This window comes from Chelativorans sp. ZYF759 (assembly GCF_012911015.1).
Lineage (GTDB): Bacteria > Pseudomonadota > Alphaproteobacteria > Rhizobiales > Rhizobiaceae > ZYF759.
On the sequence record NZ_WVVV01000006.1, the window covers coordinates 271,336 to 294,709 of the forward strand.

At 62.6% G+C, this 23,374-nt stretch carries 25 protein-coding genes and 1 tRNA gene; 6 read left to right on the forward strand and 20 right to left on the reverse strand.

Annotation, left to right across the window (positions count from 1 at the left end; genetic code table 11):
* Positions 1-37: 37 nt before the first annotated feature.
* Together GRZ55_RS12525 and GRZ55_RS23445 are read right to left on the reverse strand one after the other, a co-directional pair.
* Positions 38-364 carry a hypothetical protein gene (locus GRZ55_RS12525; RefSeq protein ID WP_169287260.1) on the reverse strand — a complete coding sequence of 109 codons (327 nt, stop codon included), beginning with the start codon at positions 362-364 and terminating at the stop codon, positions 38-40.
* 108 nt (positions 365-472) lie between these two features.
* Positions 473-940: a hypothetical protein gene (locus GRZ55_RS23445; protein ID WP_246734706.1), complete on the reverse strand. Its 468-nt coding sequence runs from the start codon at positions 938-940 to the stop codon at positions 473-475.
* A 158-nt stretch (positions 941-1,098) separates the two neighbouring features.
* Between GRZ55_RS23445 and GRZ55_RS12535 the strand changes: the two genes are divergently transcribed.
* Together GRZ55_RS12535 and GRZ55_RS12540 are read left to right on the forward strand one after the other, a co-directional pair.
* Positions 1,099-1,782, forward strand: coding sequence for a phosphoglycolate phosphatase (locus tag GRZ55_RS12535; protein WP_169287261.1), 684 nt, complete (start codon positions 1,099-1,101; stop codon positions 1,780-1,782).
* Positions 1,783-1,844: 62 nt separating this feature from the next.
* Positions 1,845-1,919: transfer RNA gene (locus tag GRZ55_RS12540), tRNA-Val, on the forward strand.
* A gap of 29 nt (positions 1,920-1,948) precedes the next feature.
* Here GRZ55_RS12540 and GRZ55_RS12545 read toward each other — a convergent pair.
* The 4 genes from GRZ55_RS12545 to GRZ55_RS23450 form a co-directional block, all read right to left on the reverse strand.
* Positions 1,949-2,908 carry an OmpA family protein gene (locus GRZ55_RS12545; protein ID WP_210257334.1) on the reverse strand — a complete coding sequence of 320 codons (960 nt, stop codon included), beginning with the start codon at positions 2,906-2,908 and terminating at the stop codon, positions 1,949-1,951.
* 98 nt (positions 2,909-3,006) lie between these two features.
* Positions 3,007-4,536 carry a sensor histidine kinase gene (locus GRZ55_RS12550; protein ID WP_169287263.1) on the reverse strand — a complete coding sequence of 510 codons (1,530 nt, stop codon included), beginning with the start codon at positions 4,534-4,536 and terminating at the stop codon, positions 3,007-3,009.
* Positions 4,537-4,660: 124 nt separating this feature from the next.
* On the reverse strand, positions 4,661-6,970 hold the full coding sequence (locus GRZ55_RS12555) for a murein L,D-transpeptidase (protein WP_169287264.1): 2,310 nt from the start codon (positions 6,968-6,970) through the stop codon (positions 4,661-4,663).
* A gap of 224 nt (positions 6,971-7,194) precedes the next feature.
* Positions 7,195-7,551, reverse strand: coding sequence for a hypothetical protein (locus GRZ55_RS23450; RefSeq protein ID WP_246734717.1), 357 nt, complete (start codon positions 7,549-7,551; stop codon positions 7,195-7,197).
* On the opposite strand from GRZ55_RS23450, the gene GRZ55_RS12560 reads away from it, so the two are divergent.
* Positions 7,550-7,891: a BA14K family protein gene (locus tag GRZ55_RS12560; RefSeq protein WP_306785603.1), complete on the forward strand. Its 342-nt coding sequence runs from the start codon at positions 7,550-7,552 to the stop codon at positions 7,889-7,891. The two genes, GRZ55_RS23450 and GRZ55_RS12560, sit on opposite strands and share 2 nt — an antisense overlap.
* A 60-nt stretch (positions 7,892-7,951) precedes the next feature.
* Here the strand turns inward: GRZ55_RS12560 and GRZ55_RS12565 are convergent, their stop codons facing one another.
* Genes GRZ55_RS12565 through GRZ55_RS12585 form a run of 5 tightly spaced genes read right to left on the reverse strand, consistent with a single transcriptional unit; the run spans position 7,952 to position 13,350 of the window.
* Entirely contained in the window at positions 7,952-9,373 is a 1,422-nt protein-coding gene (locus tag GRZ55_RS12565; RefSeq protein WP_169287266.1) for an aspartate aminotransferase family protein, read from the reverse strand.
* Positions 9,374-9,419: 46 nt separating this feature from the next.
* Positions 9,420-10,148, reverse strand: coding sequence for a proteasome-type protease (locus GRZ55_RS12570; RefSeq protein WP_169287267.1), 729 nt, complete (start codon positions 10,146-10,148; stop codon positions 9,420-9,422).
* A gap of 33 nt (positions 10,149-10,181) precedes the next feature.
* Entirely contained in the window at positions 10,182-10,976 is a 795-nt protein-coding gene (locus GRZ55_RS12575) for a transglutaminase family protein (protein ID WP_169287268.1), read from the reverse strand.
* 2 nt (positions 10,977-10,978) lie between these two features.
* Positions 10,979-11,920, reverse strand: a complete 942-nt coding sequence (locus GRZ55_RS12580) for an alpha-E domain-containing protein (protein ID WP_169287269.1) — start codon at positions 11,918-11,920, stop codon at positions 10,979-10,981.
* Positions 11,921-11,937: 17 nt separating this feature from the next.
* Positions 11,938-13,350 (reverse strand): circularly permuted type 2 ATP-grasp protein, encoded by a 1,413-nt coding sequence (locus tag GRZ55_RS12585; protein WP_169287270.1) that lies wholly within the window; start codon positions 13,348-13,350, stop codon positions 11,938-11,940.
* A gap of 203 nt (positions 13,351-13,553) precedes the next feature.
* Between GRZ55_RS12585 and GRZ55_RS12590 the strand changes: the two genes are divergently transcribed.
* Entirely contained in the window at positions 13,554-13,973 is a 420-nt protein-coding gene (locus GRZ55_RS12590) for a DUF4864 domain-containing protein (RefSeq protein WP_246734710.1), read from the forward strand.
* Between the two features lie 4 nt (positions 13,974-13,977).
* Here GRZ55_RS12590 and GRZ55_RS12595 read toward each other — a convergent pair whose 3' ends face one another.
* From GRZ55_RS12595 to coaD, 7 genes are read right to left on the reverse strand one after another with little or no spacing between them, the layout of a single operon-like run.
* Positions 13,978-14,388 carry a DUF2177 family protein gene (locus GRZ55_RS12595; protein WP_169287271.1) on the reverse strand — a complete coding sequence of 137 codons (411 nt, stop codon included), beginning with the start codon at positions 14,386-14,388 and terminating at the stop codon, positions 13,978-13,980.
* 55 nt (positions 14,389-14,443) lie between these two features.
* Positions 14,444-15,574 carry a tRNA guanosine(34) transglycosylase Tgt gene (gene tgt / locus GRZ55_RS12600; protein ID WP_169287272.1) on the reverse strand — a complete coding sequence of 377 codons (1,131 nt, stop codon included), beginning with the start codon at positions 15,572-15,574 and terminating at the stop codon, positions 14,444-14,446.
* The gene (gene queA, locus GRZ55_RS12605; RefSeq protein ID WP_169287273.1) at positions 15,571-16,647 is read right to left on the reverse strand and encodes a tRNA preQ1(34) S-adenosylmethionine ribosyltransferase-isomerase QueA; all 1,077 of its coding nucleotides are present in this window, start codon (positions 16,645-16,647) and stop codon (positions 15,571-15,573) included. The genes tgt and queA overlap by 4 nt, the downstream gene beginning before the upstream one ends.
* Positions 16,648-16,656: 9 nt before the next feature.
* The gene (locus tag GRZ55_RS12610) at positions 16,657-17,046 is read right to left on the reverse strand and encodes a hypothetical protein (protein WP_169287274.1); all 390 of its coding nucleotides are present in this window, start codon (positions 17,044-17,046) and stop codon (positions 16,657-16,659) included.
* A 15-nt stretch (positions 17,047-17,061) separates the two neighbouring features.
* Entirely contained in the window at positions 17,062-17,571 is a 510-nt protein-coding gene (locus GRZ55_RS12615) for a peptidylprolyl isomerase (RefSeq protein WP_169287275.1), read from the reverse strand.
* Between the two features lie 22 nt (positions 17,572-17,593).
* Positions 17,594-18,178: a peptidylprolyl isomerase gene (locus GRZ55_RS12620; RefSeq protein WP_169287276.1), complete on the reverse strand. Its 585-nt coding sequence runs from the start codon at positions 18,176-18,178 to the stop codon at positions 17,594-17,596.
* 22 nt (positions 18,179-18,200) lie between these two features.
* Positions 18,201-18,701 carry a pantetheine-phosphate adenylyltransferase gene (gene coaD / locus GRZ55_RS12625; RefSeq protein WP_169287277.1) on the reverse strand — a complete coding sequence of 167 codons (501 nt, stop codon included), beginning with the start codon at positions 18,699-18,701 and terminating at the stop codon, positions 18,201-18,203.
* A 180-nt stretch (positions 18,702-18,881) separates the two neighbouring features.
* Between coaD and GRZ55_RS23630 the strand changes: the two genes are divergently transcribed.
* Positions 18,882-19,016, forward strand: a complete 135-nt coding sequence (locus tag GRZ55_RS23630) for a hypothetical protein (RefSeq protein WP_256379804.1) — start codon at positions 18,882-18,884, stop codon at positions 19,014-19,016.
* Between the two features lie 28 nt (positions 19,017-19,044).
* On the opposite strand, the gene gyrA is transcribed toward GRZ55_RS23630, so the two are convergent.
* A complete protein-coding gene (gyrA, locus tag GRZ55_RS12630; RefSeq protein WP_169287278.1) occupies positions 19,045-21,822 on the reverse strand; it encodes a DNA gyrase subunit A in 2,778 nt (925 codons plus the stop codon).
* A 287-nt stretch (positions 21,823-22,109) separates the two neighbouring features.
* Between gyrA and GRZ55_RS12635 the strand changes: the two genes are divergently transcribed.
* Complete coding sequence (locus GRZ55_RS12635) at positions 22,110-22,739, forward strand: MarC family protein (RefSeq protein WP_169287279.1); 630 nt, start codon at positions 22,110-22,112, stop codon at positions 22,737-22,739.
* A gap of 34 nt (positions 22,740-22,773) precedes the next feature.
* On the opposite strand, the gene GRZ55_RS12640 is transcribed toward GRZ55_RS12635, so the two are convergent.
* Entirely contained in the window at positions 22,774-23,187 is a 414-nt protein-coding gene (locus tag GRZ55_RS12640; protein WP_169287280.1) for a DUF4168 domain-containing protein, read from the reverse strand.
* Positions 23,188-23,374 lie beyond the last annotated feature (187 nt).

Consider the following 23,374-nt stretch of genomic DNA (forward strand, 5'->3'; position numbering starts at 1 on the left):
ACGGCCGCCGGGCGATTCCCGGCGGCCGCTTGCGATACTATTCGGCGGTCACGGCGCCGGTTTCACGGCGGCTGCGCTCGGCATTCAATCTGCGCACGGCCATCGCCAGAACTTCGGTCTTCAGGTGTGAGCCGGTATCCTGCTTGGATGCCTCCGCGCCACGAGGCGCAGCCTTGCCTCGCATCTCGCGGCGGCGTCGGCTCGCCACGTCCTTGGCACGATCACGACGGTCGCGAACCAGCTTGATGAGGTCGCGCAGTTCCTTGTCGGAAAGATCCGCAACCTGCGGATGATGGGTCCTCTCCACCAGTTCGAATTCCTCGGTGTCGAGAGCGCGCTTTTCCTCTTTGCGTGAGATAGCCAAGTCTGAACTCCATTCTTGATGTGCCGGCGGCACCTTGGTGCCATATGCAGTATTCCCAACGCACGGACAAGGCGCGGGTTGCACGGGCGCAACAGTGGGGTGGCGCGATCAGCCGCGCCGCCTGGCCCCGACCTTTCGCTTGGCTTCATCGATCAGCACATTGGCGGCACGCATGCGCAACTCGGCCAGACCGCGCTGGTCGTCAGGCAGGCGGTCGGGATGATTTTTCAGCGCGAAATCGCGCCTAACACGGGTAAGTTCCTTTTCGCCCAAGGCCGAAAGGTCGCCCAACTCGGCTTCAATATCGCGCGGATCCACGGTCGGCGGCACCTTGCGGGCGCCGACGCGGGCAGCGACATCCTCAAGTTCGTCGAGGGCCTGGTCCAGATCGGGATAGTCGGCGGGATTTGGCCCGGGGAAAATGCCGGGGCTGGAAGCCTGGAGCCGTTCCAACTGGTCGAGGAAATCCACTCTCAGTGAGGGCGCCGCCGCGTGGACGCGTTCGGATTGCTCGGCGTCCCGGCTCATCAGGGCGTCCAGCAGTGCTGAGAAGTTCGGGTTGGGCTTCGAAGCCATGCCACGTCCAGAGTTCGGCTGTGATTCTCCTGCTCATCGATAAGGTGCAGCGGTTAAGAAGGTTCCCCCTGGCTCGCCAGCAAAAGCGCGGTTCCCGCGCGCCGCTTGATCGCTGGTTAGCAAGAGGTTAATCCACTGCTCGCAGCATGGACCCCTCAATGACCCAGCCCACCATCGTCTTCGATCTCGACGGCACGCTCATCGATACCGCGCCGGACCTTCTGGCAAGTCTCAATCATTGCCTGCTCTGCGAGGACATGAACCCCGTCGAAGCCGCCGAACTGCGCCGTTATGTCGGCATGGGCGCGCGCGTCATGATCCAGCGAGCGTTCGCGGCAGGCCAACGCGACCTTGATGAGGAGACGCTATCGCGGATGATGGAGGTGTTTCTCGACCACTACACGACGGGGATGCCCGGCACCTCGGCGCCCTACCCCGGTCTGCTTGCCACGCTCGACCGTCTGGAAGACGCAGGCTATGCCTTCGCGATCTGCACCAACAAGCTGGAGCGTCTTTCGGTAAGCCTGGTGGAGAAGCTCGAGATCGCCCATCGCTTCCGCGCCGTTTGCGGAGCGGACACGTTCGCGTTTCGCAAGCCGGATCCACGGCACCTGCTGGAGACCATCGCGAAGGCCGGAGGCGTGCCGTCACGGTCCATCATGGTGGGGGATTCACGTACCGACATCGACACCGCAAAGGCTGCCGGCATTCCGGTCGTGGCTGTCGATTTCGGCTACACTGACCGTCACGTTCGCGAGTTCGAGCCCTCGCACATCATTTCTCATTACGACGAGCTCAGCCTTGATCTGGTCGAGCGTCTTTTGGACGCGGCGGCGAGTTGAACCCAGCTTGACTTCACTCCTCGACGCACCGTATATCGCGCCAGTCCGGCCTCGGGTCGAACGGGCGCGTAGCTCAGCGGGAGAGCATTCGCTTCACACGCGAAGGGTCACAGGTTCAATCCCTGTCGCGCCCACCATCGATCCGGCCGAGCGGCCATCCCGCCATTCAGTTTCCCATCATCTCCACTATTTCCACGCGGCGATTGCGCGCGCGCCCTTCCTCGGTCCGGTTGGTCGCCACCGGAGACACCATGCCGGCGCCGGCCGGCTGCAAACGCTGGGCCGCAATTCCATGGCCGTTGGCAAGCGCGTCCACGACGGCCTGGGCGCGGCGCTGCGATAAGAGCAGGTTGTAGTCGAAACTGCCCTCCCCGTCCGTGTGGCCCACGATCAGAACGCGCAGTGTCTCGTTGCCGCTCAGGAGGCTTGCCAGTTCCTCGATCTGGTCGGCAGATTGGGGCTGAATGTCGGCACTGTCGAAGTCGAAGTGGATGCCGTAGATCGCGATCTTGCCATCCCGAACCAAAGTCTGCTCGAGTTCGGAAGCTTCGATGACAGCGATCTGGTCGGTTTCCATGGGGAGGGTTTCGACGATGGTGACGGCAAGATTGGGCATCAGGGGGTTCTCGCCGCGGGCCGGCACCTCGACACCGATCATGCCAACCCAGATCGTGGCCTCGGGACCGTCGCGGCGGGCCACCAGGTAAACAGTGCTGTTCCATGTCGTGGGCAGACCGATGCCGGCTCGAGCAGCGTCCCAGAAAGTGGGGATCTGCGGCGGTGAGCATTCCTGCTGGCCGCGACAGGTGAAGACGATCTCGAAGCCATTGCCTTCCAGTGCGCGCTGGTGATTGCGGATGATCTCGAGCACCGAACGCGAGGCCGGCCCCACATAGCGGATTGATGTCGTCTTGCCTTCCAGCGACACTTGCCAGTCGTCAGGACGGTCGCGCTGTTCGCGCCCCAACGGCCCGGTCGGCAGGCGCAGCTCGTCGTAGCCCTTTTGGGAATAGAAATCGATCACCGCGCCCTGATAGCGACCAACCTCCGGATGATCGGAGGCGCCCGCCACGTCCTGCGCGTAAGCGCCGGCCTGCGCGCCAAGATAGAAAAGAAATGCCAGCAAGAATTTCCGCGCCAAAGATCGCATGGCTTCCGGCCTCCCTGTTGCCAAGAAGAGGATATCGTCTTTACTGCCGCCGATAAACAGATTTGATGCCGGCCCTACTCAAGCGCTTCAGGAACGTAGGCAGGAACCGGGATTTCGGCACGGAAGACGTAGCCGTCGTCCTCGGACAGTGTGATCTTGCCACCCCATTTCCGCTCCACCAGGCCGGTGATCAGGCGATGACCGAAACCGCTCCCGGCGGCGGTATCTCGACGCTGCTCCAAGCAGCCCCGATCGCGCCACTCCATCTCCAGACGGGAGGCCGTACCGCTCGACTTCAGCCTCCAGCCCAAGCTGACACGTCCGTCCTTGGCGGCCAGGGATCCATATTTGGACGAATTGGTCGCGAGCTCATGCAGGACGAGCGCCAGATCGAAGCTCAGGGCGGCGGGCAGCAGCACATCGCGGCCGTCCATGTCGATACTTTCGCGGAAACCGGCAAGCGCTGTGTCCGCCAGCGTGCGGAGCCGCGTCTGCGTCCAGCCATCCTGGGAAATGAGGTAATTGGTACGGGCGAGAGAATCGAGCCGCGCGCGAAACGATTGCGCCGGCAGGTCCTCCTTCGCCGAGCCCATCGTCTGGTTGAAAAGCGATTGCACGAGCTGAAACATATTGCCGGAGCGATGCGCCATTTCGCGGATCACGAGGCGTCGCCGTTCGCTGATGCGAGCCTGTCTCACGCTCGTCGCCACGATGTTCGAGACAGACAGAAGGAAATCGGCATCAGCCCTGTCGAAGTTCCTCAATTCGGTGGTGTGCACGCCGAAGACTCCGTAGGGTCTGCCTTCGTCCCCTGCGATCACGACGCTCAATCCGCTGCGCACGCCGTGCTCGTGCAACAGCGGCGGCCCGCTGAAGCGCGTTTCTGTCCCCAGGTCGTGGACAATGACGGGGTCGCCGCTCATCAGCGTGTATCCGGCCTGGGATTCCTCATCGATACCGACGATGCCCTTGCCGACGAGACCGTCGGCCCAGCCAATGCCCTCGACCAGTCTGAGCGCGTCGGCGCTCGGCGTGAATTCGAGGATCTTGGCCATGGGCACGGAAAGGACGTCCGCAGTGACCTCCACAGCCCGCCGCAATGTGCGGGAGATGTCTTCTTCGGCCAAGGCGAAGGTGCCGAGTTCCGAAACAGCCTGTTGCTGCGCCAGACGGCGCTGGATCTGCCGCCTTGCCTCGATCCTGTCGGTCGCGTCCTGGCAAATGCCGGTCAGATAACGGTGACCGTCCGACCCTTCTACAATTCCGCCCCTTGCCTCGATCCAGATCGCTTCCGAGCCGCCCATCGGGCGGTTGCGGTAGCGGACCTCGTAGGTGCCGCCGGTCTCCACCGCGGATTGAACCGCTGCCAGAACCCCGGCCAGATCGTCCTCGTGGATGTCGCGAGCAAAGGACTGAAACGTCCCGTCGAAGGTGCCGGCCGGCAGGTCGTGGATGCGTTCCAGATTGCGTGACCAGGCGAGTGTCTCGCCATCGATCCTCCAGCGCCAGATGCCCACGCCGCCCGCGACGAGGGCAGCCTCGGCTTCTTCGCCAAGCGCCAGGAAGAGGTCGTCGTCGCGCGAGTCCGTATCGGCTCCGGGCATGATTTGGTCCCCCCAAGGGCCATGAAGGTCTGCGGCTACCTACACCGGCAGTGGACCTCCTTCAAGAAGAAGGCCGGCCCCCTCCCGGGGACCGGCCCTTCGTTCTGTTGGTTTGGCCCACAAATCAGCTGGAAGGCGTTCTCAACTGGCGAACCCTGTCGAGCGATTTGGCCAAATGGCTGTCGCGGCTGTAGACATCGTCATAGAAGCCGACCTTGCCGCCTGCCTCCGGGAAGGCGGTGAAATACGCCACGTAGACGGGCACTTCGATATTCAGATCTTCGCGGGAATGCGGACGCTGGAGGCGTCCGGCGACATCCTGATCACTCCAGCCCAGGACAGCTGCCGCCATTGCACGCGGATCATCAAGGCGGATGCAGCCATTGCTGAGCGCGCGGTTGGACCGGTCAAAGAGATGACGGTCGGGCGTGTCGTGCATGTATATCGCGTGGCGATTGGGGAACATGATCTTCAACTCGCCGAGCGCGTTGCGCGGACCCGGCGTCTGGCGGACATCATAAGGAATATTGGCACCGTAACGACCCCAGTCGATCGAGGCCGAAGACACACGCTGACCATTTCGGTTGGTGACCTCGAACCCAGAGCGGTCGAGATAGCCCGGGTCGTCGATCAGCCGCGACAGATAGGTATTCACCAGAATCGAGCGCGGGACGCCCCAGAAGGGATGGAATTCGACGTATGAGACCCGGTCCTTGAAGAAATAGGTCTGGCGTGAGGACGTCCCGTAGATGGCTCGCATGTTGAGCTTCTCCACGCCGTCCTCGAAATACTGCGCACGATAAGAAGGCGCATTCAGAAAGACGAAACGCTCGGTGAGATCGGATGGAAGCCAGCGCAGCCTCTCGAGAGCAAGCTTCACCTTTTCGACTCGGCTCGCGACCGAATCGCCAGCGAGTCCCCTCACGGTCTGCGGTCCGATGACGCCGTCCACCTGCAGGCCGCGTGCCGCCTGGGCGGCGCGGATGACCGGGACGAGTTCCTCGGCGTACTGATCGCTGCCGCGATGACGCTCCAGCGCCTCACCATGCTCGGCCAGAAAAACCGAGTCAGCATCGCGCTCTATGAGCTTGGTGATCTTGGCGAATTCGGGGTTCGAGTTGCCGGGACGGATCAGTCCCTGCAAGTCGATCACGATGTCGTTTTCCTCGGCGACGCGCAGCATTTCCAATTCCGCGCGCAGCTGGCGATAGAAGTCGTTCTGCGGGTGGAGGGTGGCGAGATAGGAGCCTACGTCCTCGCTCGATGCCAGCGTGCCCAGCTCAGCCTCGTAGTCGAGTTCCTTGAGCTTCAGGTCGTGATAGCCGGACAGCTTGTTGGGATCGACCCTGCCGCCATGGACATCACGCATGTAGCGCAAGGTGCGGGCAGACAGCTCCATCTCGAAATTGGCAAGCTCGCTCTCGCCGGCACCCGGACGCGGTGCAGCGACGCGGTAGTCGTCGGCGTCGAGACCGTGGCTTGCGGCAGAAGCGAGAATCTCGAGCACCTGCAGTGAGGCAGCGTTGGGGCCGGTCGAATCCACCCAGATGAAGTCGGGATGCTGCGAATAATGCGCGACCAGCGCAGCGCCAACCGCCTTCTCGGTCATCAGTTCGAAAGCGTCCAGTTCCTCCAGGAGAGGGCCGGTCAGGCGCAGAGACGCTGCAAGCGGGTCCTCGACAGGGATCACGGTCTCGACCGCCGTTTCGACCTCCTCTGCCTCGGGCAATGCCTGCGCGCGCTCGACCGAAACCGGCGCGAGATCGACGGCGATCTCGAGAGGCGCGGCATCTTCGATCGTCGGCAGGGCGCCCCGCGTGGCAACCGCTTCCGCGGGTTCATCGGTAGCGCCGGGACCTTCGAGGGCCTGCTCGGCGCCCGGTGCCACTTCGTCGGCCCGCCCGATCTCGGCGCTGACGCGCGAAGCCAGATCGGCATCCTCGCTTGAAGTCGCGGAGACTTCGTCGCCATCGTCGCCGGCGGTTCGTGCGCTCGCAACGGGCAGCGTCGCGGCGCCTTCCACAGAGACCAGGGCCTCTTCATCCGCGCTTTCGAGCAGGCGCTCGACAGAACCGAATATTTCGGGGTCCACGCCTTCGCTGCTGGCCACCTGAATGCCGGCGGAAGGGAGCTCGGCGCGCACATCCTCCGCGGCTATCTCGATAGCCGAGAAGTCGACACGAACCAGAGCATCCGGCCTGTACTCATAGTTGCTCGGCCCGGCGACCCGCGGCAGCGAGGCGGGCTGGGTGCGCTGCGGTTGCGGCTGCGGTGCGGGCTGGACGCCCTCCTGCTGAGGATCTTGGTGCCGCTGGTTCGGCTCTCCGAACAGGAGATTGAACAGGCCCTGCGCCGATGCCGGCTGCGCCGCCAGCACGATCGCCGCGAGCGCCGTGGTCGCCAGCGCCAGTTTCCTCGTTCTCAAAGACTTCATGATCCCACCAATTCCTGTTTCATTGCCCCTGTGCGCTTACCGACAATCGGTGGGCAACGCGCAGGTCCCTTCCGGGCACGCGCTGCCGCCACTCGAACTCGATCCGCCACCCTGCTTTATCGTTATGATTTGCCCCGACTATAGCGATTCAGCCCTCTCCGGTTAAGCCGCAGGGCGCCGTCATGACGCTTTTGCGGCGCGGGCTGGCATTTTTGACACGCGGCCTACCCGCAGAGCGGGGCATTTGCCGGGCAATTCACGCAGATGTGATCCTCGATGGCCGATTGCGACGTGTCGGCAAGGCTGCTGGCACGTTCATTCATCGAAGGGCATCGACCGCGCGATGCAGCCCTGGAGGTCTGGCGGCGCAACCGTCCGGATTTGACCTTGGGGCGTTCGTGAAAATACACTCGCGCGGCAAAAGAAAAGTTGATGAAAAGCCAGGAGGAAACGATGAAAAAAATGATGACGGGCGTTCTCGCAGCCGCCCTTTCCTTTGGACTAAATGCGGCAATTCCCGCTGCTGCTTCGCCTATTCTTCCGATGCAGCCCCTGTCCGCGGCGAGCGCCGAACGACCCATGGCCGACGTCCATCAGGTCCAGCGTCGCTACTATCGCGACGGACCGCGCTATGGCGACCGGCGCGGATACTGGCGGGGTCACCGGGGATATCGGGCCCAGCGTCCCGGCTACCGCTACCACGGCGGCTACTGGTATCCGCCGGCAGCCTTTATCGCGGGTGCGATCGTCGGTGGTGCGGCGGCAGCAGCGACCGCGCCGCGCGCGCCGGGCGGCAGCTACTACTACAGCCCCTCCCATGTGGAGTGGTGCATGGGGCGCTACCGCTCGTATCGGGCATCGGACAACACGTTCCAGCCCTATAACGGCCCGCGACGCCAGTGCCGCTCGCCCTATATGTGAGCGTGTGACTATCGAACGTTCAGGAAGGCCCGCGGCGCTGTCGCGGGCCTTTCTTCGTGATCAATCCGCGGGCTTCATCGGGCCCGCGCACTCGCGAATGACATCGAGGGCCCCCAGCACATGTGCGCGCGTGGTTTCGAAAGAGCCTGCCTGGAAGCGGATGGCAATCCGCCCATCGACATTGGTCTGGGTCAGGAAGATGCGGCCGTCATCGTTGATCGCGTTGACCAGCGCGATGTTATGAGCGTCGAGATCGGACACGCCGCGCGGGACATGGCGGAAGGTAAAGAGCGAGAGCATCGGGGACGTGACGATTTCGAAGTCGGGTTCTTCCCCGATGGCAGCTGCCAGTTCCCGGCTCCAGGCGACGTGGTCGCGGATCATTGCCCGCAGACCTTCCAGACCGTGGGCGCGCAGAAGAAACCATATCTTCAGGGCGCGGAAGCGACGTCCGAGCGGGACGGACCACTCGGAATAGTTCACAATGCCGTCGCGGCCATGCGTCTTGAGAAACTCCGGGCGAATGGCCAGCGTGCGAACCAGATCCTCGGGCCGGCGCACAAAATGCACCGAACAGTCGAACTGGGCCCCAAGCCATTTATGTGGATTGAACACAACCGAATCGGCCTCTTCGACACCCGCCCATAGATGTCGGAACTCGGGGCAGATCATGGCCGAGCCGGCCCAGGCGGCGTCGACATGCACATAGAGCCCATGCCTGCGCGCAACCGCGCAGACTGCCGCCACATCGTCCGTACCACCGACGCTGGTCCCTCCGACGCTGGCGATAATGCCGGCCGGAACGTGGCCGGCTTCGAGATCCGCCCGTATTGCCGCGTCCAGCGCTTCCGCGTCCATACCGCGCAACGCACCCGTCACTGGTATCCGGACCAGATTGTCCTCGCCGATGCCGGCGATCCAGATGGCACGGTCGATCGACGTATGAACCTCGCGCGAAGTGTAGATGCGAAGTGCCGGCCCGCCGGAAAGCCCGCTGCGGTTTCCCTGCCAGTCGAGCGTCCTTTCGCGCATGGTCAGCACTGCTGCCAGCGTCGCCGAGGAGGCGGAGTCCTGGATGACACCCGAGAAGGCTTGCGGCAGTCCAAGTGCCTGGCGGAGCCAGTCCAGCATGCGCGTTTCGAGTTCGGTGGCGGCGGGCGACGTCTGCCACAGCATGCATTGCGCTGCCATCGCGTTGACGAGGTGCTCGGCCACGATGGAAGCCGGCGCAGCGTTTGCGGGGAAATAGGCAAAGAAGCCCGGGTGCTGCCAGTGGGTCATGCCCGGTACGATCTTCTTCTCGAAATCGGCGAAGATCGCTTCCATCGGCTCGGGCTGTTCGGGCGGCTCGTTCGCAATGAGGGCGGCGATCGCGCCGGGCGCCGTCCGCGACCGCACAGGGCGATCCTTCAGACTTTCCCGATAGTCGGCGCCCCATTCTGCGGAGCGAACCGCCCAATGCCTGAATTCTTCGTTGTCCATGTCTGTCCCCGCTTGCCCGGTGCAGGGACCCGGTACAGCCTAGCCGCTAGCCGGTAAAGTCGGGCAGGCGCTTGAATGCATCCTTCAGCGCGTCCGACCATCCCTGCGAAATCGCACGGTAATAAGCATCGTCGCTATCGATCCGCTTGCGCAACCCGATTTTGTAGCTGTCGCGCGCATAGAACATCAGATCGAGCGGCAGGCCGACCGATATGTTGGATTTTTGCGTTGAATCGAAGGAGACCATCAGAAGCTTGGCGGCCTCTTCAAAACTCATGCCCGCCTCGTAAGCCCGGATGATGATGGGCTTGCCGTATTTGACCTCGCCGATCTGGAAGAAGGGCGTGTCGTTGTTGGCCTCGACGAAATTTCCTTCCGGATAGATCAAAAAGAGGCGCGGTTCCGTGCCCTTGATCTGTCCACCGAGAATGAAGGTCGCGCCGAAAGCGTCGGCATTCTGACCGACTGGCGCGGTGTTTGCGATGACCTCCTTGACGGTATCGCCGACGAGACGCGCGGTCTGGAACATGGAGGGGGTGTCGAGCAGTGTATGGGTCCGCTCGCCAGGCGCCTTCGTCCGCTCGTCCAGCATGCTGACCACCGCCTGGGTCGTGGCAAGGTTACCAGCCGTCAACAGCACGATCACACGTTCGCCCGGCTTTTCCCAGGCAAACATCTTTCCGTACTTGGCGATGGAGTCGACACCTGCATTGGTGCGCGTATCCGACATGAAGACCAGGCCGCGGTCGATCTTGAGGCCGACGCAGTATGTCATGGAGCGATCCCGATTCCGGGAGCGATTCGCTCCCTACTGTTGAACCGAGATATGTACTGCAAGCTCTTCGGTACCCTGTCCAGTCCGAATTCCGGAGACCGGCATTGCGCAGCGATAGTCGAGGCCGACGGCAAGGCGAACGTATCGTTCATCGGGCGAGATGCCGTTAGACACATCGAACCCGACCCAGCCCAGCGTCTCCACATGCACCTCCGCCCAGGCATGCGTCGCCACCTGATCATCCACCCCATCCATCATCAGGTAACCGCTGATGTAGCGTGCCGGAAGACCCATGCGGCGGGCGACAGCGATGAATATGTGGGCGTGGTCCTGGCAAACGCCCTGCCCCTGGGCCAAGGCTTCTTCGGCGGTCGTGCCAACATCTGTCGTCCCCGGCACGTATTCCACCTGCTCGCGTATGCGGTGGATGAGCGCGTGAAGACGGTCGACCTCGCTGGTGCCGGGAAGATCAACCATCAGCGTGGCCACGCCCTCGCCCGGCCTGGTCAGATCGGTTTCGCGACCAAAAAGCCACAGCGGCGCGAAGCCATATTCCCTGCCGTAGATGCCGGTGCTGTCGAGCGTCTCCACCTCGCCATCGGCCACGATTTCGATGAAACTCTGATCGCCGTCGACACTGAGCAGGCGCGTGTCATTGGCGAACTGATCGCTGAACCGCACCTCCTCGCGCGCGCCCTCTATCTCGAGCTTCCAGGACAAAACCCTTTGCGTGGGACCGCTCACGGGTACGATGCGCAAGCGCTGCAGCCCGTAGCGCACGGGCTCCTGATATCGATACGTAGTGACGTGGCGGATTTTGAGGAGCATCTTCAGAAGAACCGGTAATCGCGGGCGATGTCGTTGCCCAGCGCATTGTTGCGCACGATGAAATCGCGCAGGAACTCGTGGAGTCCTTCGTTCAGAACGTCCTTGATGGTCGATCGTTGCAGCTTCTGGGCCGTCTCTTCGAAAAGGTCATGGCATTCATGCCGCTTGCCGTACTCGTCGGCCAGGAACCCCAGACTGTCGCCAATCATGCGATAGGAGAACGCCAGCGAACGCGGCATGCGGCGGCTGAGGATCATGAATTCGGCAATGTTCTCGGGCCGGTAGTCGGCCTCGTAGACCCATCGGTAGGATCGGTGCGCGGAGACCGATCGCAGGATCGATTCCCACTGGTAGTTGTCGAGCGAGGATCCGACCCAGGCGACCGAGGGCAGCAGGACGTAGTATTTGACGTCGAGGATGCGCGCGGTGCTGTCGGCCCGTTCGATGAATATCCCCAGCTGCGTGAAGTCGAATATCTCGTTCCGCAGCATGGTGCCGTGGAAGGCGCCGCGGATGAGGGCCGTCTCGCGTTTGATGGCATCCAGAAGCCGTGGCAGCTCGCGCTGATCAATCGGCGTCGCCAGCATGCGCTTGAATGCCATCCAGGCTTCGTTGATCGATTCCCACGTTTCGCGGGTCAGCGCCGTGCGCACCATGCGCGCATTTGTTCGAGCCGCATCAAGCGAAGAGACCACGCTCGACGAATTTGCCGTATCGCGCAGGAGGAAATCCGCGACCGTGTCGGCCGTGAACTCGGTGTGACGCTCGCGAAACGCATCAAGGGCGCCCGCGCTGGTCAGCACCGAAATCCATTCATCCGAAGAGGATTCCGTGTGCGTAAGCGCCAGCCGCAAACCCGTGTCGACAAGGCGTGCCATGTTCTCGGCACGCTCGATGTAGCGGCCCATCCAGTAAAGGCCATTGGCGGTGCGTCCCAGCAGCATCTCAGTACCAGCCCCCGCTAATCATCGAGCACCCACGTGTCCTTGGTGCCGCCACCCTGGGACGAGTTCACGACAAGCGAGCCCTGCTTCAGGGCTACGCGGGTCAGTCCACCAGGCACGATGCGGATGCGGTCGGAAACCAGCACGAAAGGACGAAGATCGACGTGGCGTGGCGCAAGCCCAGCATCGGTCAGGATCGGGCAGGTCGAGAGCGCCAGCGTCGGCTGGGCGATGTAATTGCCCGGGCGCGCCTTCAGCTTGGCCGCAAAATCCTGGCACTCCTTCTTCGAAGCGGCCGGGCCGACCAGCATGCCGTAACCGCCCGAACCGTGGACCTCCTTCACGACCAGCTCGTCGAGGTGTTCGAGCACATATTTGAGGCTGTCGGGCTCGGAACATCGCCAGGTCGGGATGTTTCCGAGGATGGCCTTTCTGCCGGTGTAGAACTCCACGATTTCCGGCATGTAGGAGTAGATGGCCTTGTCGTCTGCGATGCCGGTGCCCGGGGCATTGGCGATGGTGATGTTGCCGGCGCGGTAGACATCCATGATGCCGGCGACGCCCAGCGTGGAGTCAGGGCGGAAGGTCAAAGGATCGAGGAAATCGTCATCCACCCGACGGTAAAGCACGTCGATCTGCTTGTAGCCTTCCGTGGTGCGCATCGCGACGTGGCCGTCGACGACGCGCAGATCGTGTCCTTCGACCAGTTCCACGCCCATCTGGTCGGCCAGAAAGGCATGCTCGAAATAGGCCGAATTGAAGCTGCCTGGCGTCAGCACCGCGATGGTCGGTGGCTTCTCGCTGCCGCGAGGGGCAACGGCCGCCAGCGAGCGGCGCAGCAATTGCGGGTAGTTCTCGACCGGCAGGACCTTGATCCGCTGGAACAGCTCGGGAAAGAGCTGCATCATCGTCTCGCGGTTCTCAATCATGTAGGACACGCCCGAAGGTGTCCTGGCATTGTCCTCGAGCACGTAGAAATCGTTCTCGCCCGTGCGCACGATGTCGACGCCGATAATGTGCGTGTAGACGCTTGCCGGGGGGCGCACGCCGATCATCTCCGGCAGGAAAGCATCGTTGCCCGCAATGAGTTCGCGCGGGACGCGACCTGCTCGAATGATCTCCTGGCGGTGATAGATGTCGTCGAGAAAGGCGTTCAGCGCCTGAACGCGCTGCTCGATGCCCTGCGTCAGCCGCCGCCACTCCGAACCGGAGATGATGCGTGGCACGATATCGAAGGGGATGAGGCGTTCGGACGCCTCTTCCTCGCCATAGACATTGAAGGTGATGCCGGTCTTACGAAACACGCGCTCGGCGTCGCGCATCTTTTCATTAAGCCGAGCCGGTTCCTGGGCATCGAGCCAGGTTTCGTAATTCAGATAAGGCTGCCTTGTCCCCGACTGCCCCGGATGCATCTCGTCGAATGCTGTCACGCCATACTCCCCTCACCCCATTATCAAAGGCGCTCATCACGAAAAGCAAGCCATTTGTGGAATTTTAGGCTGAACGCATGTGCATTGGAGAAGGTTGCATATTGATTGAGCAGTTCTGCGGAGCATGGTGTTCCAAAGTGGCAAAACCGCTGCCGCGCCCCAATCGTATCTGGCAGATCGAAGCAGAACATTCGGGAGATGGCATGATGAAGAAATTGCTGATGAGTGCCGTGGTCTACCTTGCAGTGATGACGCCGGCATGGACGAGCGACGCGGCGCTTTCCGCCGCCCAATCGACCATCCAGGCGCAGATCGAGGCCTTTCTTTCCGGCGACGATGCGGCCGCCTACAGCCACGCTGCTCCCGGCATACAGCGCATCTTTCCGAACCAGGAGCGGTTCATGAGGATGGTCAGGGAAACCTACCCTGCCGTTCACCGGCCACGCTCCTTCGCCTTCGGTCCCGGCGAGAGCGATGGGGCGGGCGCCGTCATCCAGCGGGTGGAACTGATCGGACCCGACGGCCGAGGCTACGAGGCCGTCTATACGCTGGAACTGCAGCCGGACGGGCGCTACAGGATTACGGGCGTCCACCTGCGCGAAAGCCAATCGCTGGGCACCTGACGCGTCAACCGGGGATCCAGCCGAGACGCTGCATGATGAAGACGGTGCCGCCGGCCATGGAGGCGCCGACGAATGTGCCCCAGCCCGTATCGACGAAGGCGACCGCCGTGTCGAACCCGCGCATGACAGCGAGATTGGTGAAATTGTAGGTCATGTAGGTCAGGAGCCCGAACATCGCGCCATAGCCGGTCGCGACCTGCCAGCTGTTCTGTGCGATGCCGGCCGAAATGGCAAAGAAGACGAGGCCGGCGATATAGATCAGGTAGAACAGTGCCGCCACACCCCAACGCGGCTGATCCAGAATGATGTCGCCAATGCGCGACATGTAGAAGTTGCGGGCGATCACCCCCAACCAGAGCGCGTCCATGATCAGGAAGATGACCAGCGCGATGCCGTAGGCCTGAACGTATTTCATCGGAATTGCCCTTCTCCGCCGAGGCCCGATTGCCTTGTCGAAAGAGCATACGTGGCTAGATCGGCGGCAGATCGCCCCTTGCCCACATTTCCGTGATCTCCCCGGAACGCGCCTCGAACCGGCCTGCCTCGATCGCCGCGCGGATGTCGGCCATGAGGCTCTGGTAGTAGGCGATGTTGTTCCAGGTCAGGAGCATGCCACCGAGGGATTCGCCCGACTTCACCAGATGGTGCAGATAGGCCCGCGAATAGTCGCGGGCCGCCGGGCAATCGCTTTCCTCGTCGAGCGGGCGCGGATCTTCGGCATGGCGCGCATTCTTGAGGTTCACCTTGCCGAACCGCGTATAGGCCAGGCCGTGGCGGCCGGCGCGCGTGGGCATGACGCAGTCGAACATATCCACGCCCCGCGCGACCGACTTGAGGATGTCGTCGGGGGTGCCAACGCCCATGAGATAGCGCGGCTTGTCCCGGGGCAGGATCGGGCAGACGACATCGAGCATGGCCAGCATCACCTCCTGGGGCTCGCCGACGGCAAGCCCGCCGATGGAATAGCCCTTGAGGCCCAAGTCACGCAGCGCTTCGGCCGAGCGGATGCGGAGCTCCTCGACATCCCCGCCCTGGACGATGCCGAACATGGCCTTGCCTGGCTGGTCGCCGAAGGCCGTCCTGCAGCGCTCCGCCCAGCGCAGCGACAGTTCCATGGCGCGTTCGATCTCGGCCGGTGGCGCAGGCAGCCGGATACACTCGTCAAGCTGCATCTGGATGTCTGAATCGAGCAGACCCTGGATCTCGATCGAGCGCTCCGGCGACATCTCGTGGACGGTACCGTCAACATGGGAACGGAACGTCACGCCTTTCTCCGTGATCTTGCGCAGATCGGCCAGGGACATGACCTGGAAGCCGCCCGAATCGGTCAGGATCGGCCAGGGCCAGCGGGCGAATTCGTGCAGACCGCCGAGCCGGCCGACACGCTCGGCGCCGGGGCGCAGCATCAGGTGATAGGTGTTGCCAAGGATGATGTCGGCGCCCGTTTCGCGCACCTGGTCCATATACATCGCCTTGACCGTGCCGCCGGTACCGACCGGCATGAAGGCGGGCGTGCGAACAGTGCCGCGTGGCATGACGACTTCGCCGCGACGGGCCGCGCCATCGGTGGCGAGGAGGTTGAAATGGAAGGGCTGGTTCATTGCGGGTGCCGGGAGAGAAGGCTGGAATCGCCATAGGAATAAAAGCGATAGCCGGACTCGATTGCGTGGCGGTAGGCCGCCTGCATGCGTTCCAGCCCGCAAAAGGCCGAGACCAGCATGAAGAGCGTCGAGCGCGGCAGGTGAAAGTTGGTCATCAGGATGTCCACGGCGCGAAAGCGGTAGCCCGGCGTGATGAAGATGTCGGTAGCACCGGACCACGGCGCGACCCTGCCGGTCTCGTCGGTGGCGCTTTCCAGGAGTCTCAGCGAGGTCGTGCCGACGGCGACGATCCGCGCGCCACGCGCCCGCGCCGCATTGAGCGCCTCGGCCGTGACCGCATCGACATGCCCGATCTCGGCATGCATGCGATGGGCGTCGGTATCGTCGGCCTTTACGGGAAGAAAGGTCCCTGCCCCGACATGAAGCGTCACGAAGCGCTTCTCGATGCCACGCGCCTCGAGGCGATCCATCAGGTCGGGCGTGAAATGAAGACCGGCCGTCGGTGCGGCCACGGCGCCCTCCTCGCGGGCGTAGATCGTCTGGTAGTCCGCCCGGTCCTTCTCGTCATCGACACGCCGCGCTGCGATATAGGGCGGCAAGGGAATGTGGCCCACGGTGTGAAGTGCGTCATCCAGGGCCGGTCCCGACAGGTCGAACTCCAGCAGGGCCTCGCCGGCCTCGCCCTTCTCGACAACAGTGGCGTTCAGGGTCCCCGCGAGACACAGCTCCCCGGAATGGCCGAAACGGATGCGCTCGCCGACCCTGACCCTCTTGGCCGGTCTCAGGAACGCCATCCAACGCTCGGGTCCGACACGCATGTGCAAGGTTGCCTCGACCGCCGCGCTGGCCTCGCCGCGCTGACGGACACCTTTCAACTGGGCGGGGATGACGCGGGTGTCGTTGAACACCATCACATCGCCGGGCTCAAGCAGGTCCGGCAGGTCGTGGACCACGCGATCGGCAAATGCCTCTCCGTGCCGCACAAGCAGGAGCCGCGCGGCATCGCGCGGCTCGGCGGGCCGCAGCGCGATCCTGTCCTGGGGAAGTTCGAAATCGAAGAGATCGACGCGCAAGGTCGGATCTTACGGGCCGACGCAGGACACGGGCCAGACACCCTGCCCGGCGACCGCCAGCGTACCGGCCGTGGCCTGGTCCTTGCCTTCATCGGCAGAAACAAGACGCAACCGCACGAGGACGCTTTCGAAATTGGGGTCGACAAAATCCACGAGAATACGCCCCTCCTCCGAAAAGGCTTGGCCCACCGCCAGACGCGCAGCGGAGTCATCGCCCGTGGACCAGGTCTCCTCGCCGACAGTGATCGATGCGGCAACGATGGCAAGAACCGGAAGGCTGCCAAGTGTGAGTTCGACAGAGACGTCATCGCCACCGATACCCTGACACCCGATGCTGCCGGTGGCCGAGGCCTGGCCGGTCAACAGCGGAAACAGAAGCAAGAGGGCGATGCGTCTCATGTCGAAAGGTCCGCTCTAGAGATCTGCCATTACGCGCAGGGACACGATCTTGTCGGGATCGGCCACCGGTTCGCCGCGCTTCAGCTGATCGACATTCTCCATGCCTTCCACGACCTGTCCCCACACCGAATATTGCCGGTTGAGGAAGCTGGCGTCGTCGAAGCAGATGAAAAACTGCGAGTTGGCGGAGTTCGGCGCCTGCGTGCGGGCCATGGAGCAGGTGCCGCGACCGTGATTGGCGTTCGAGAACTCGGCCTTCAGATCGGGCTTGTCGGAGCCGCCCATGCCTGCGCGGCCCGGGTCGAAACTCGCACCGCTCGACTTGCCGAACTTGACGTCGCCGGTCTGCGCCATGAAGCCGTCGATCACGCGGTGGAACACCACGCCGTCATAGGCGCCCTCACGGGTGAGCTCCTTGATGCGTGCGACATGTCCGGGCGCAAGATCGGGCAGCAGCTCGATCACCACCTTGCCCTTCGTCGTTTCCATGACGAGCGCGTTTTCCGGATCCTTGATTTCGGCCATTCTGATTCCTTCCTTTGAGATTCTATTCGTCCGACGCGATCCGCACCGAGATCATGCGATCGGGATCGGTCACGGCACCGTTCGAGGCCCGATCACCGCGCTTGATATTGTCGACATGCTCCATGCCGCTTACCACCTGCCCGACCACCGTATAGGCGCCATTGAGGTTCGGTGTCGGCGCGAAGGTGATGAAGAACTGCGAATTGGCCGAGTTCGGATCCTGCGCACGCGCCATGCCGAGCGTGCCACGCTCGAAGGGAACATCGGAAAATTCGGCGGGGATGTTGCCCAGATCAGACCCACCCATGCCAGCGCGCTGGCTGTTGTAACCCTGTTCGAGATTGCCGTACTGAACGTCGCCGGTCTGGGCCATGAAGCCATCGATGACCCTGTGAAATGCGACGTTGTCATATGCGCCGCGCCGCACGAGGGTCTTGATCTGCTGGACATGCTGCGGCGCGATGTCGGGGCGCAGCGCGATTTCGACCTCGCCATCCTTCAACTCGATGATCAGCGTGTCTTCCGGATCCGTCGACTGCGACAGCGCAGGAGATGACAGGATACCGAAGGCCATCACGAGGGCTGCGGCAAGGGAAATGGATTTCATTGGAAGGGCTCCGTAACTCTGTTCACTTGCGAAACTTGGCTTCGAGTGCTTCGGCCACATTGGCCGGCACGAACGGGCGAACATCGCCGCCCATGGAAGCGATCTGGCGCACAAGTGTGGCGGTAATGGTGCGCACCGACGGGCTTGCGGGCAGAAAGACCGTCTGCAGATCAGGCGCCATGGTCTCGTTCATGCCCGCCATCTGCATCTCGTAATCGAGATCGGTGCCGTCGCGCAGTCCACGGATCATGATGGACGCGCCATTTGCGCGCGCCGCCTCGATCACAAGGCCCGAGAAGGAAACCACCTGAAGCCGGGATGCATCATCCTCGATTTCACCGGCGGCCCATTTGCCGATCAGTTCCACGCGCTGATCGAAAGTGAAGAGCGGTTCCTTCGAGGCTTGCACACCGATGCCGACGACAACCTTGTCGGCAATCGTCAAGGCGCCCTTGAGCACGTCGAGATGCCCGTTGGTCAGTGGATCGAAGGATCCCGCGTAGAAAGCTGTTCGATCTGTCATGGCGACCGTTTTCTATCTTCGTGCCGTCCGCAACGCAAATGGAGCGCGCGGACTTCTCGTCGGATGAACGCCGGGTGAACCTGTCGATCAGCGAGGGTTCAGTCCGTAACGGCAATGTGAAGCCATCAGGAATGAAACCAATTCCGGCATCGACCGTTGAAGGGACAAGGAGACAGACCGATGATGATCTTCATGCTTGCAGCAGCCATGACCGTAGCAATGCTCATCGCAACCGCGTTCGGTCTTCGTGAGGAAGCAGAGCGCGTCCGCGTGGAGACCCGCCGCCGGCAGGCCAATCGCTACGGTCTGTACTGATTAATCCCCTGCCCTTCGTACCCGAGTATCAGTTTTCAGAGTCAGCGCCGTCCGATCCCAGATCGGGCGGCGTTTCGTTTGCGCCTTCCTCGATCACGTCCTCATCTGACTGCGCATCGGGAATGTGCTCGACCGACACCACGCGCTCTTCGCCAGCGGTGGTGAAGATTTTCACGCCCTTGGTGGCGCGGCTGGCGATGCGGATACCGCCCACGGGGACACGGATGACCTTGCCGCGATCCGTCACCAGCATGATCTGATCCTCCTGGCCGACCGGGAACGCCGCGACCAACGGTCCGATTTCGCCCGTCTTGGATACGTCCGTGGCGCGGATACCCTTGCCGCCCCTGCCGATGACACGGAAATCGTAGGATGAAGAGCGCTTGCCGAACCCCTTCTCGCTGACCGTCAGCACTAACTGTTCGCCCTGCTTGAGCGTCTCGTAACGTTCGGGCGTCAGATCGGCTTCCTCTGTCACTTCCTCATTGGTCAGCGCAACGTCGTCCTCGTCGAGCCCGGCGGCCCGGCGTTCGGCGGCCGACTGCTTCAGGTAGCTGGCGCGCTCGCCGGGGGTCGCATCGACATGGCCGAGAATGGCCATGGAAATCACCCTGTCGCCGTCGCCGAGATTGATGCCTCGCACGCCGGTCGAATTGCGACTTGCGAACACGCGCACGTCGGTTACGGGGAAGCGGATGCACTGGCCGGATTCGGCCGTCAGCAGGATGTCGTCATTCTCGGTACAGGTGAAGACGCCAAGAATGCTGTCTCCCTCTTCGTCCAGCTTCATGGCAATCTTGCCATTGCGGTTGACCTGGACAAATTCGCTCAGCTTGTTGCGGCGGACAGTACCGCGCGTGGTCGCGAACATCACGTCCAGCTCGGCCCAGCTTTCCTCGTCCTCGGGCAGCGGCATGATGGTGGTGATGCGCTCGTCCTGCTGGAGAGGCAGCATGTTGCGCAGGAACTTGCCCCGCGACTGAGGCGTGCCGATCGGCAAGCGCCAGACCTTTTCCTTGTAGACGATGCCGCGCGAGGAGAAGAAAAGGATCGGCGTGTGGGTATTGGCCACGAACAGACGCGTGACGAAATCCTCGTCCTTCGTCGCCATGCCCGAACGGCCCTTACCGCCGCGCGCCTGGGCGCGGTAGATCGAGAGCGGCACCCTCTTGATGTAGCCCTGATGGGTGACGGTGACGACCATATCCTCGCGCTGGATGAGGTCTTCGTCCTCCATGTCCGCGCCTGCATCGGTGATCTCGGTGCGGCGCGGCGTGCCGAACTCGTCACGAAGCGCGACCAGTTCGTCCTTCACGATCTGCTGGATGCGGGCGCGCGATGACAGGATGTCCAGGAAATCGGCGATCTCAACGCCGATCTTGTTCAGCTCGTCTGCGATCTCGTCCCGACCGAGCGCCGTCAGGCGCTGCAGGCGCAGTTCGAGAATGGCGCGCGCCTGCTCCTCGGAAAGATTGTAGGTGCCATCCTCGTTGATGCGATGGCGAGGGTCGTCGATCAGCAGGATCAGGCTTTCGACATCGGAAGCCGGCCAGCGACGCTCCATCAACTGCTCGCGCGCGGTCTGCGGGTCGGGTGCGCGGCGAATGACCCTGATGACCTCGTCGATATTGGCGACCGCAATCGCCAGGCCGACAAGCACGTGCGCCCGCTCGCGGGCACGCCGAAGGAGATACTTCGTACGGCGACTGATCACGTCCTCGCGGAACCAGACAAAAGCCTTCAGCATGTCGAGCAGGTTCATCTGCTCGGGCTTGCCGCCGTTCAAGGCGACCATGTTGGCGCCGAAGGACGTCTGCAGCGGCGTGAAGCGGTAGAGCTGGTTCAAGATGACGTCGGCATTGGCGTCGCGTTTGAGCTCCACCACCACGCGATAACCTTGGCGATCGGACTCGTCGCGAATGTCGGAGATGCCCTCGATGCGCTTGTCGCGCACAAGTTCGGCCATCTTCTCGATCATCGAGGCCTTGTTCACCTGATACGGAATCTCGGTGACGATGATCGCCTCGCGATCACCCCTGATCTGCTCGATCTCGACCTTGCCACGCATCACGACCGAGCCACGTCCGGTCAGGTAGGCGCTGTAGATGCCGGCGCGACCCAGGATGAGACCACCGGTCGGGAAGTCCGGCCCGGGGATGATCTCCATCAGCTGCGGCAGTTCGATTGCCGGGTTCTCGATGAGCGCGATGCAGCCATCGACCACTTCGGTGAGATTGTGGGGCGGGATGTTGGTCGCCATGCCCACGGCGATACCGCCCGAGCCGTTGACCAGAAGATTGGGGAAGCGCGCCGGCAGAACCTTGGGTTCCTGGGAGGCACCGTCATAGGTGTCCTGGAACTCGACGGTCTCCTTGTCGATGTCCTCGAGGAGCTCCCCCGCGACCTTGGTAAGCCTCGCCTCGGTATAGCGCATCGCCGCAGGCGGATCGCCATCGATGGATCCAAAATTACCCTGGCCGTCGATGAGCGGCACGCGCAACGACCAATGCTGGGCCATGCGCACGAGCGCGTCATAGATGGAGGCGTCGCCATGCGGGTGGTATTTACCCATGACGTCGGCAACAGGGCGTGCCGACTTCACGTATTTGCGGTTCCAGACATAACCGCTCTCATGGCTGGCATAGAGGATGCGGCGGTGCACCGGTTTCAGGCCGTCGCGCACATCGGGCAGCGCCCTGCTGACGATCACGCTCATGGCGTAATCGAGATAGGAGCGCTGCATCTCCTCCATGATGGAGATGGGGTCGATGCCTTCGGGCCCGGTCGGCGTCGTCTGATCAGTCAATGGACTTCACGCAATCTGTTGGAATCACCTGCTCCTTATATAGGAACAGCGCGGTGGTATCCAAACCTCACCGGCCGATTTCCAAGGCTGTTTTCTTTATTTATATCATGGCGTTAGATGCCCCATCGATGCGTGGCGCAATAAGTCTCGCCGTCGGAAACGTGCCGCGGGCCGCATCAGCCCGTCATGTGGGCGAATCGTCGGCACAGAGAGGCGGTTGGGGTGGCGCGTTTCTCCATGCTAGGTTTCCTCCGAAACCGACGGAATCGGATCGGTGGAGGGGCGGAATGCCGAGCTATGACGCGCTGTTCAATGCGCTTGTGACGATGCTGGTGACGATCGATCCACCGGGGCTGGCGCCACTGTTCCTGGCCGTGACCGCCGGCATGAATCGCGCCGAACGGACGCAGGTCGCGGCGCGCTCCTCGATCATCGCCTTCTTCACGCTGGCCCTCTTCGCCGTGGCTGGGGCGGCAATCCTGGCACTGTTCGGCATCACGCTGCCGGCCTTCAGGGTCGCGGGAGGGCTGCTGCTTTTCTATATCGCCTTCGAGATGATCTTCGAGCGCCGCCAGGAACGGCACGAGAAGAGTGCCGAGCGTGCGATCACCACCGACATGATCCGCAACGTGGCGGCCTTTCCCCTGGCGATACCGCTGATTGCAGGCCCCGGCGCCATCTCCGCATCGGTGCTGCTTTCGGGGACGATGCCGGGACCGACGGGGCACGCGATGCTGGTCGCGATCATCGCGCTGTGCATCGGGATCACCTTTCTGGTGCTCCTGCTTGCAGAGCGGGTGGACAGGTTCTTGGGAGAGACGGGTCGCTCGATCCTGACACGGCTTCTGGGGGTCATTCTCGCAGCGCTTGCCGTGCAGTTCGTCGCCGACGGCATCAAGGCGCTGATGGCGGCCTGAGGCAGCCGCCATCGATCTTTGTCGCTTCTGCCGCCTATTCGACGGCTTCGCGGATCAGTTCGTTGATCTGGTTGGCGAGTTCCGGATCGGCCTGGGCGGTCTCGATGATCGAGTTGTATTCCTCGACGCTGATGCCTTCGGCATTCTCGACGACCAGCACCATCTCTTGCGTGGCCTGCTGCTGGACCTGCTGCTGCTCCTCGGGCGTATCTGCCTCCTGCATCTGCGGCAGGTAGGTGCGGTTGATCTCGTCAACCTGGAGGAAGGCCACCACGAAGGAACGCAACGTACCCTCGTCAAAATTTGCTGCCGCAGGCGCTTCCATCGTGGTGGGCGCTTCGGCCGCCGGAGGCTGTACCTGGTCCTGCGCGGCGGCTCCGGAAACGGCCAGGGGGCCCGCCGCAAGTCCGAGCACGGAAAGGGCAATCAGGGAATCTCTCAAACGCATGTTGATCTCCATGTATTCGTCATTGGGGGAAGGCACGGGCCCTCCCTTCTAAATGGACGCTTGCAGAACCGATAATGCGGCTCAGTCCATTGATGCCTACATAGTCAGCCGAGCGTGGTGTGACTGTGTCACAAGCTGGATTTGGGTCTCACATTATCTGAAGAGTGGAGACATTCATTTATCGAAG

Excerpts from the sequence above, each read along its gene's own strand:
- GRZ55_RS23445 (WP_246734706.1), bottom strand. The coding sequence starts at position 940 with ATGGCTTCGAAGCCCAACCCGAACTTCTCAGCACTGCTGGACGCCCTG.
- GRZ55_RS12535 (WP_169287261.1), top strand. The coding sequence starts at position 1,099 with ATGACCCAGCCCACCATCGTCTTCGATCTCGACGGCACGCTCATCGAT.
- GRZ55_RS12550 (WP_169287263.1), bottom strand. The coding sequence starts at position 4,536 with ATGCCCGGAGCCGATACGGACTCGCGCGACGACGACCTCTTCCTGGCG.
- GRZ55_RS12555 (WP_169287264.1), bottom strand. The coding sequence starts at position 6,970 with ATGAAGTCTTTGAGAACGAGGAAACTGGCGCTGGCGACCACGGCGCTC.
- GRZ55_RS12560 (WP_306785603.1), top strand. The coding sequence starts at position 7,550 with ATGGCCGACGTCCATCAGGTCCAGCGTCGCTACTATCGCGACGGACCG.
- GRZ55_RS23450 (WP_246734717.1), bottom strand. The coding sequence starts at position 7,551 with ATGGGTCGTTCGGCGCTCGCCGCGGACAGGGGCTGCATCGGAAGAATA.
- GRZ55_RS12565 (WP_169287266.1), bottom strand. The coding sequence starts at position 9,373 with ATGGACAACGAAGAATTCAGGCATTGGGCGGTTCGCTCCGCAGAATGG.
- GRZ55_RS12570 (WP_169287267.1), bottom strand. The coding sequence starts at position 10,148 with ATGACATACTGCGTCGGCCTCAAGATCGACCGCGGCCTGGTCTTCATG.
- GRZ55_RS12575 (WP_169287268.1), bottom strand. The coding sequence starts at position 10,976 with ATGCTCCTCAAAATCCGCCACGTCACTACGTATCGATATCAGGAGCCC.
- GRZ55_RS12580 (WP_169287269.1), bottom strand. The coding sequence starts at position 11,920 with ATGCTGCTGGGACGCACCGCCAATGGCCTTTACTGGATGGGCCGCTAC.
- GRZ55_RS12590 (WP_246734710.1), top strand. The coding sequence starts at position 13,554 with ATGATGAAGAAATTGCTGATGAGTGCCGTGGTCTACCTTGCAGTGATG.
- GRZ55_RS12595 (WP_169287271.1), bottom strand. The coding sequence starts at position 14,388 with ATGAAATACGTTCAGGCCTACGGCATCGCGCTGGTCATCTTCCTGATC.
- tgt (WP_169287272.1), bottom strand. The coding sequence starts at position 15,574 with ATGAACCAGCCCTTCCATTTCAACCTCCTCGCCACCGATGGCGCGGCC.
- GRZ55_RS12610 (WP_169287274.1), bottom strand. The coding sequence starts at position 17,046 with ATGAGACGCATCGCCCTCTTGCTTCTGTTTCCGCTGTTGACCGGCCAG.
- GRZ55_RS12615 (WP_169287275.1), bottom strand. The coding sequence starts at position 17,571 with ATGGCCGAAATCAAGGATCCGGAAAACGCGCTCGTCATGGAAACGACG.
- GRZ55_RS12620 (WP_169287276.1), bottom strand. The coding sequence starts at position 18,178 with ATGAAATCCATTTCCCTTGCCGCAGCCCTCGTGATGGCCTTCGGTATC.
- coaD (WP_169287277.1), bottom strand. The coding sequence starts at position 18,701 with ATGACAGATCGAACAGCTTTCTACGCGGGATCCTTCGATCCACTGACC.
- GRZ55_RS23630 (WP_256379804.1), top strand. The coding sequence starts at position 18,882 with ATGATGATCTTCATGCTTGCAGCAGCCATGACCGTAGCAATGCTCATC.
- GRZ55_RS12635 (WP_169287279.1), top strand. The coding sequence starts at position 22,110 with ATGCCGAGCTATGACGCGCTGTTCAATGCGCTTGTGACGATGCTGGTG.
- GRZ55_RS12640 (WP_169287280.1), bottom strand. The coding sequence starts at position 23,187 with ATGCGTTTGAGAGATTCCCTGATTGCCCTTTCCGTGCTCGGACTTGCG.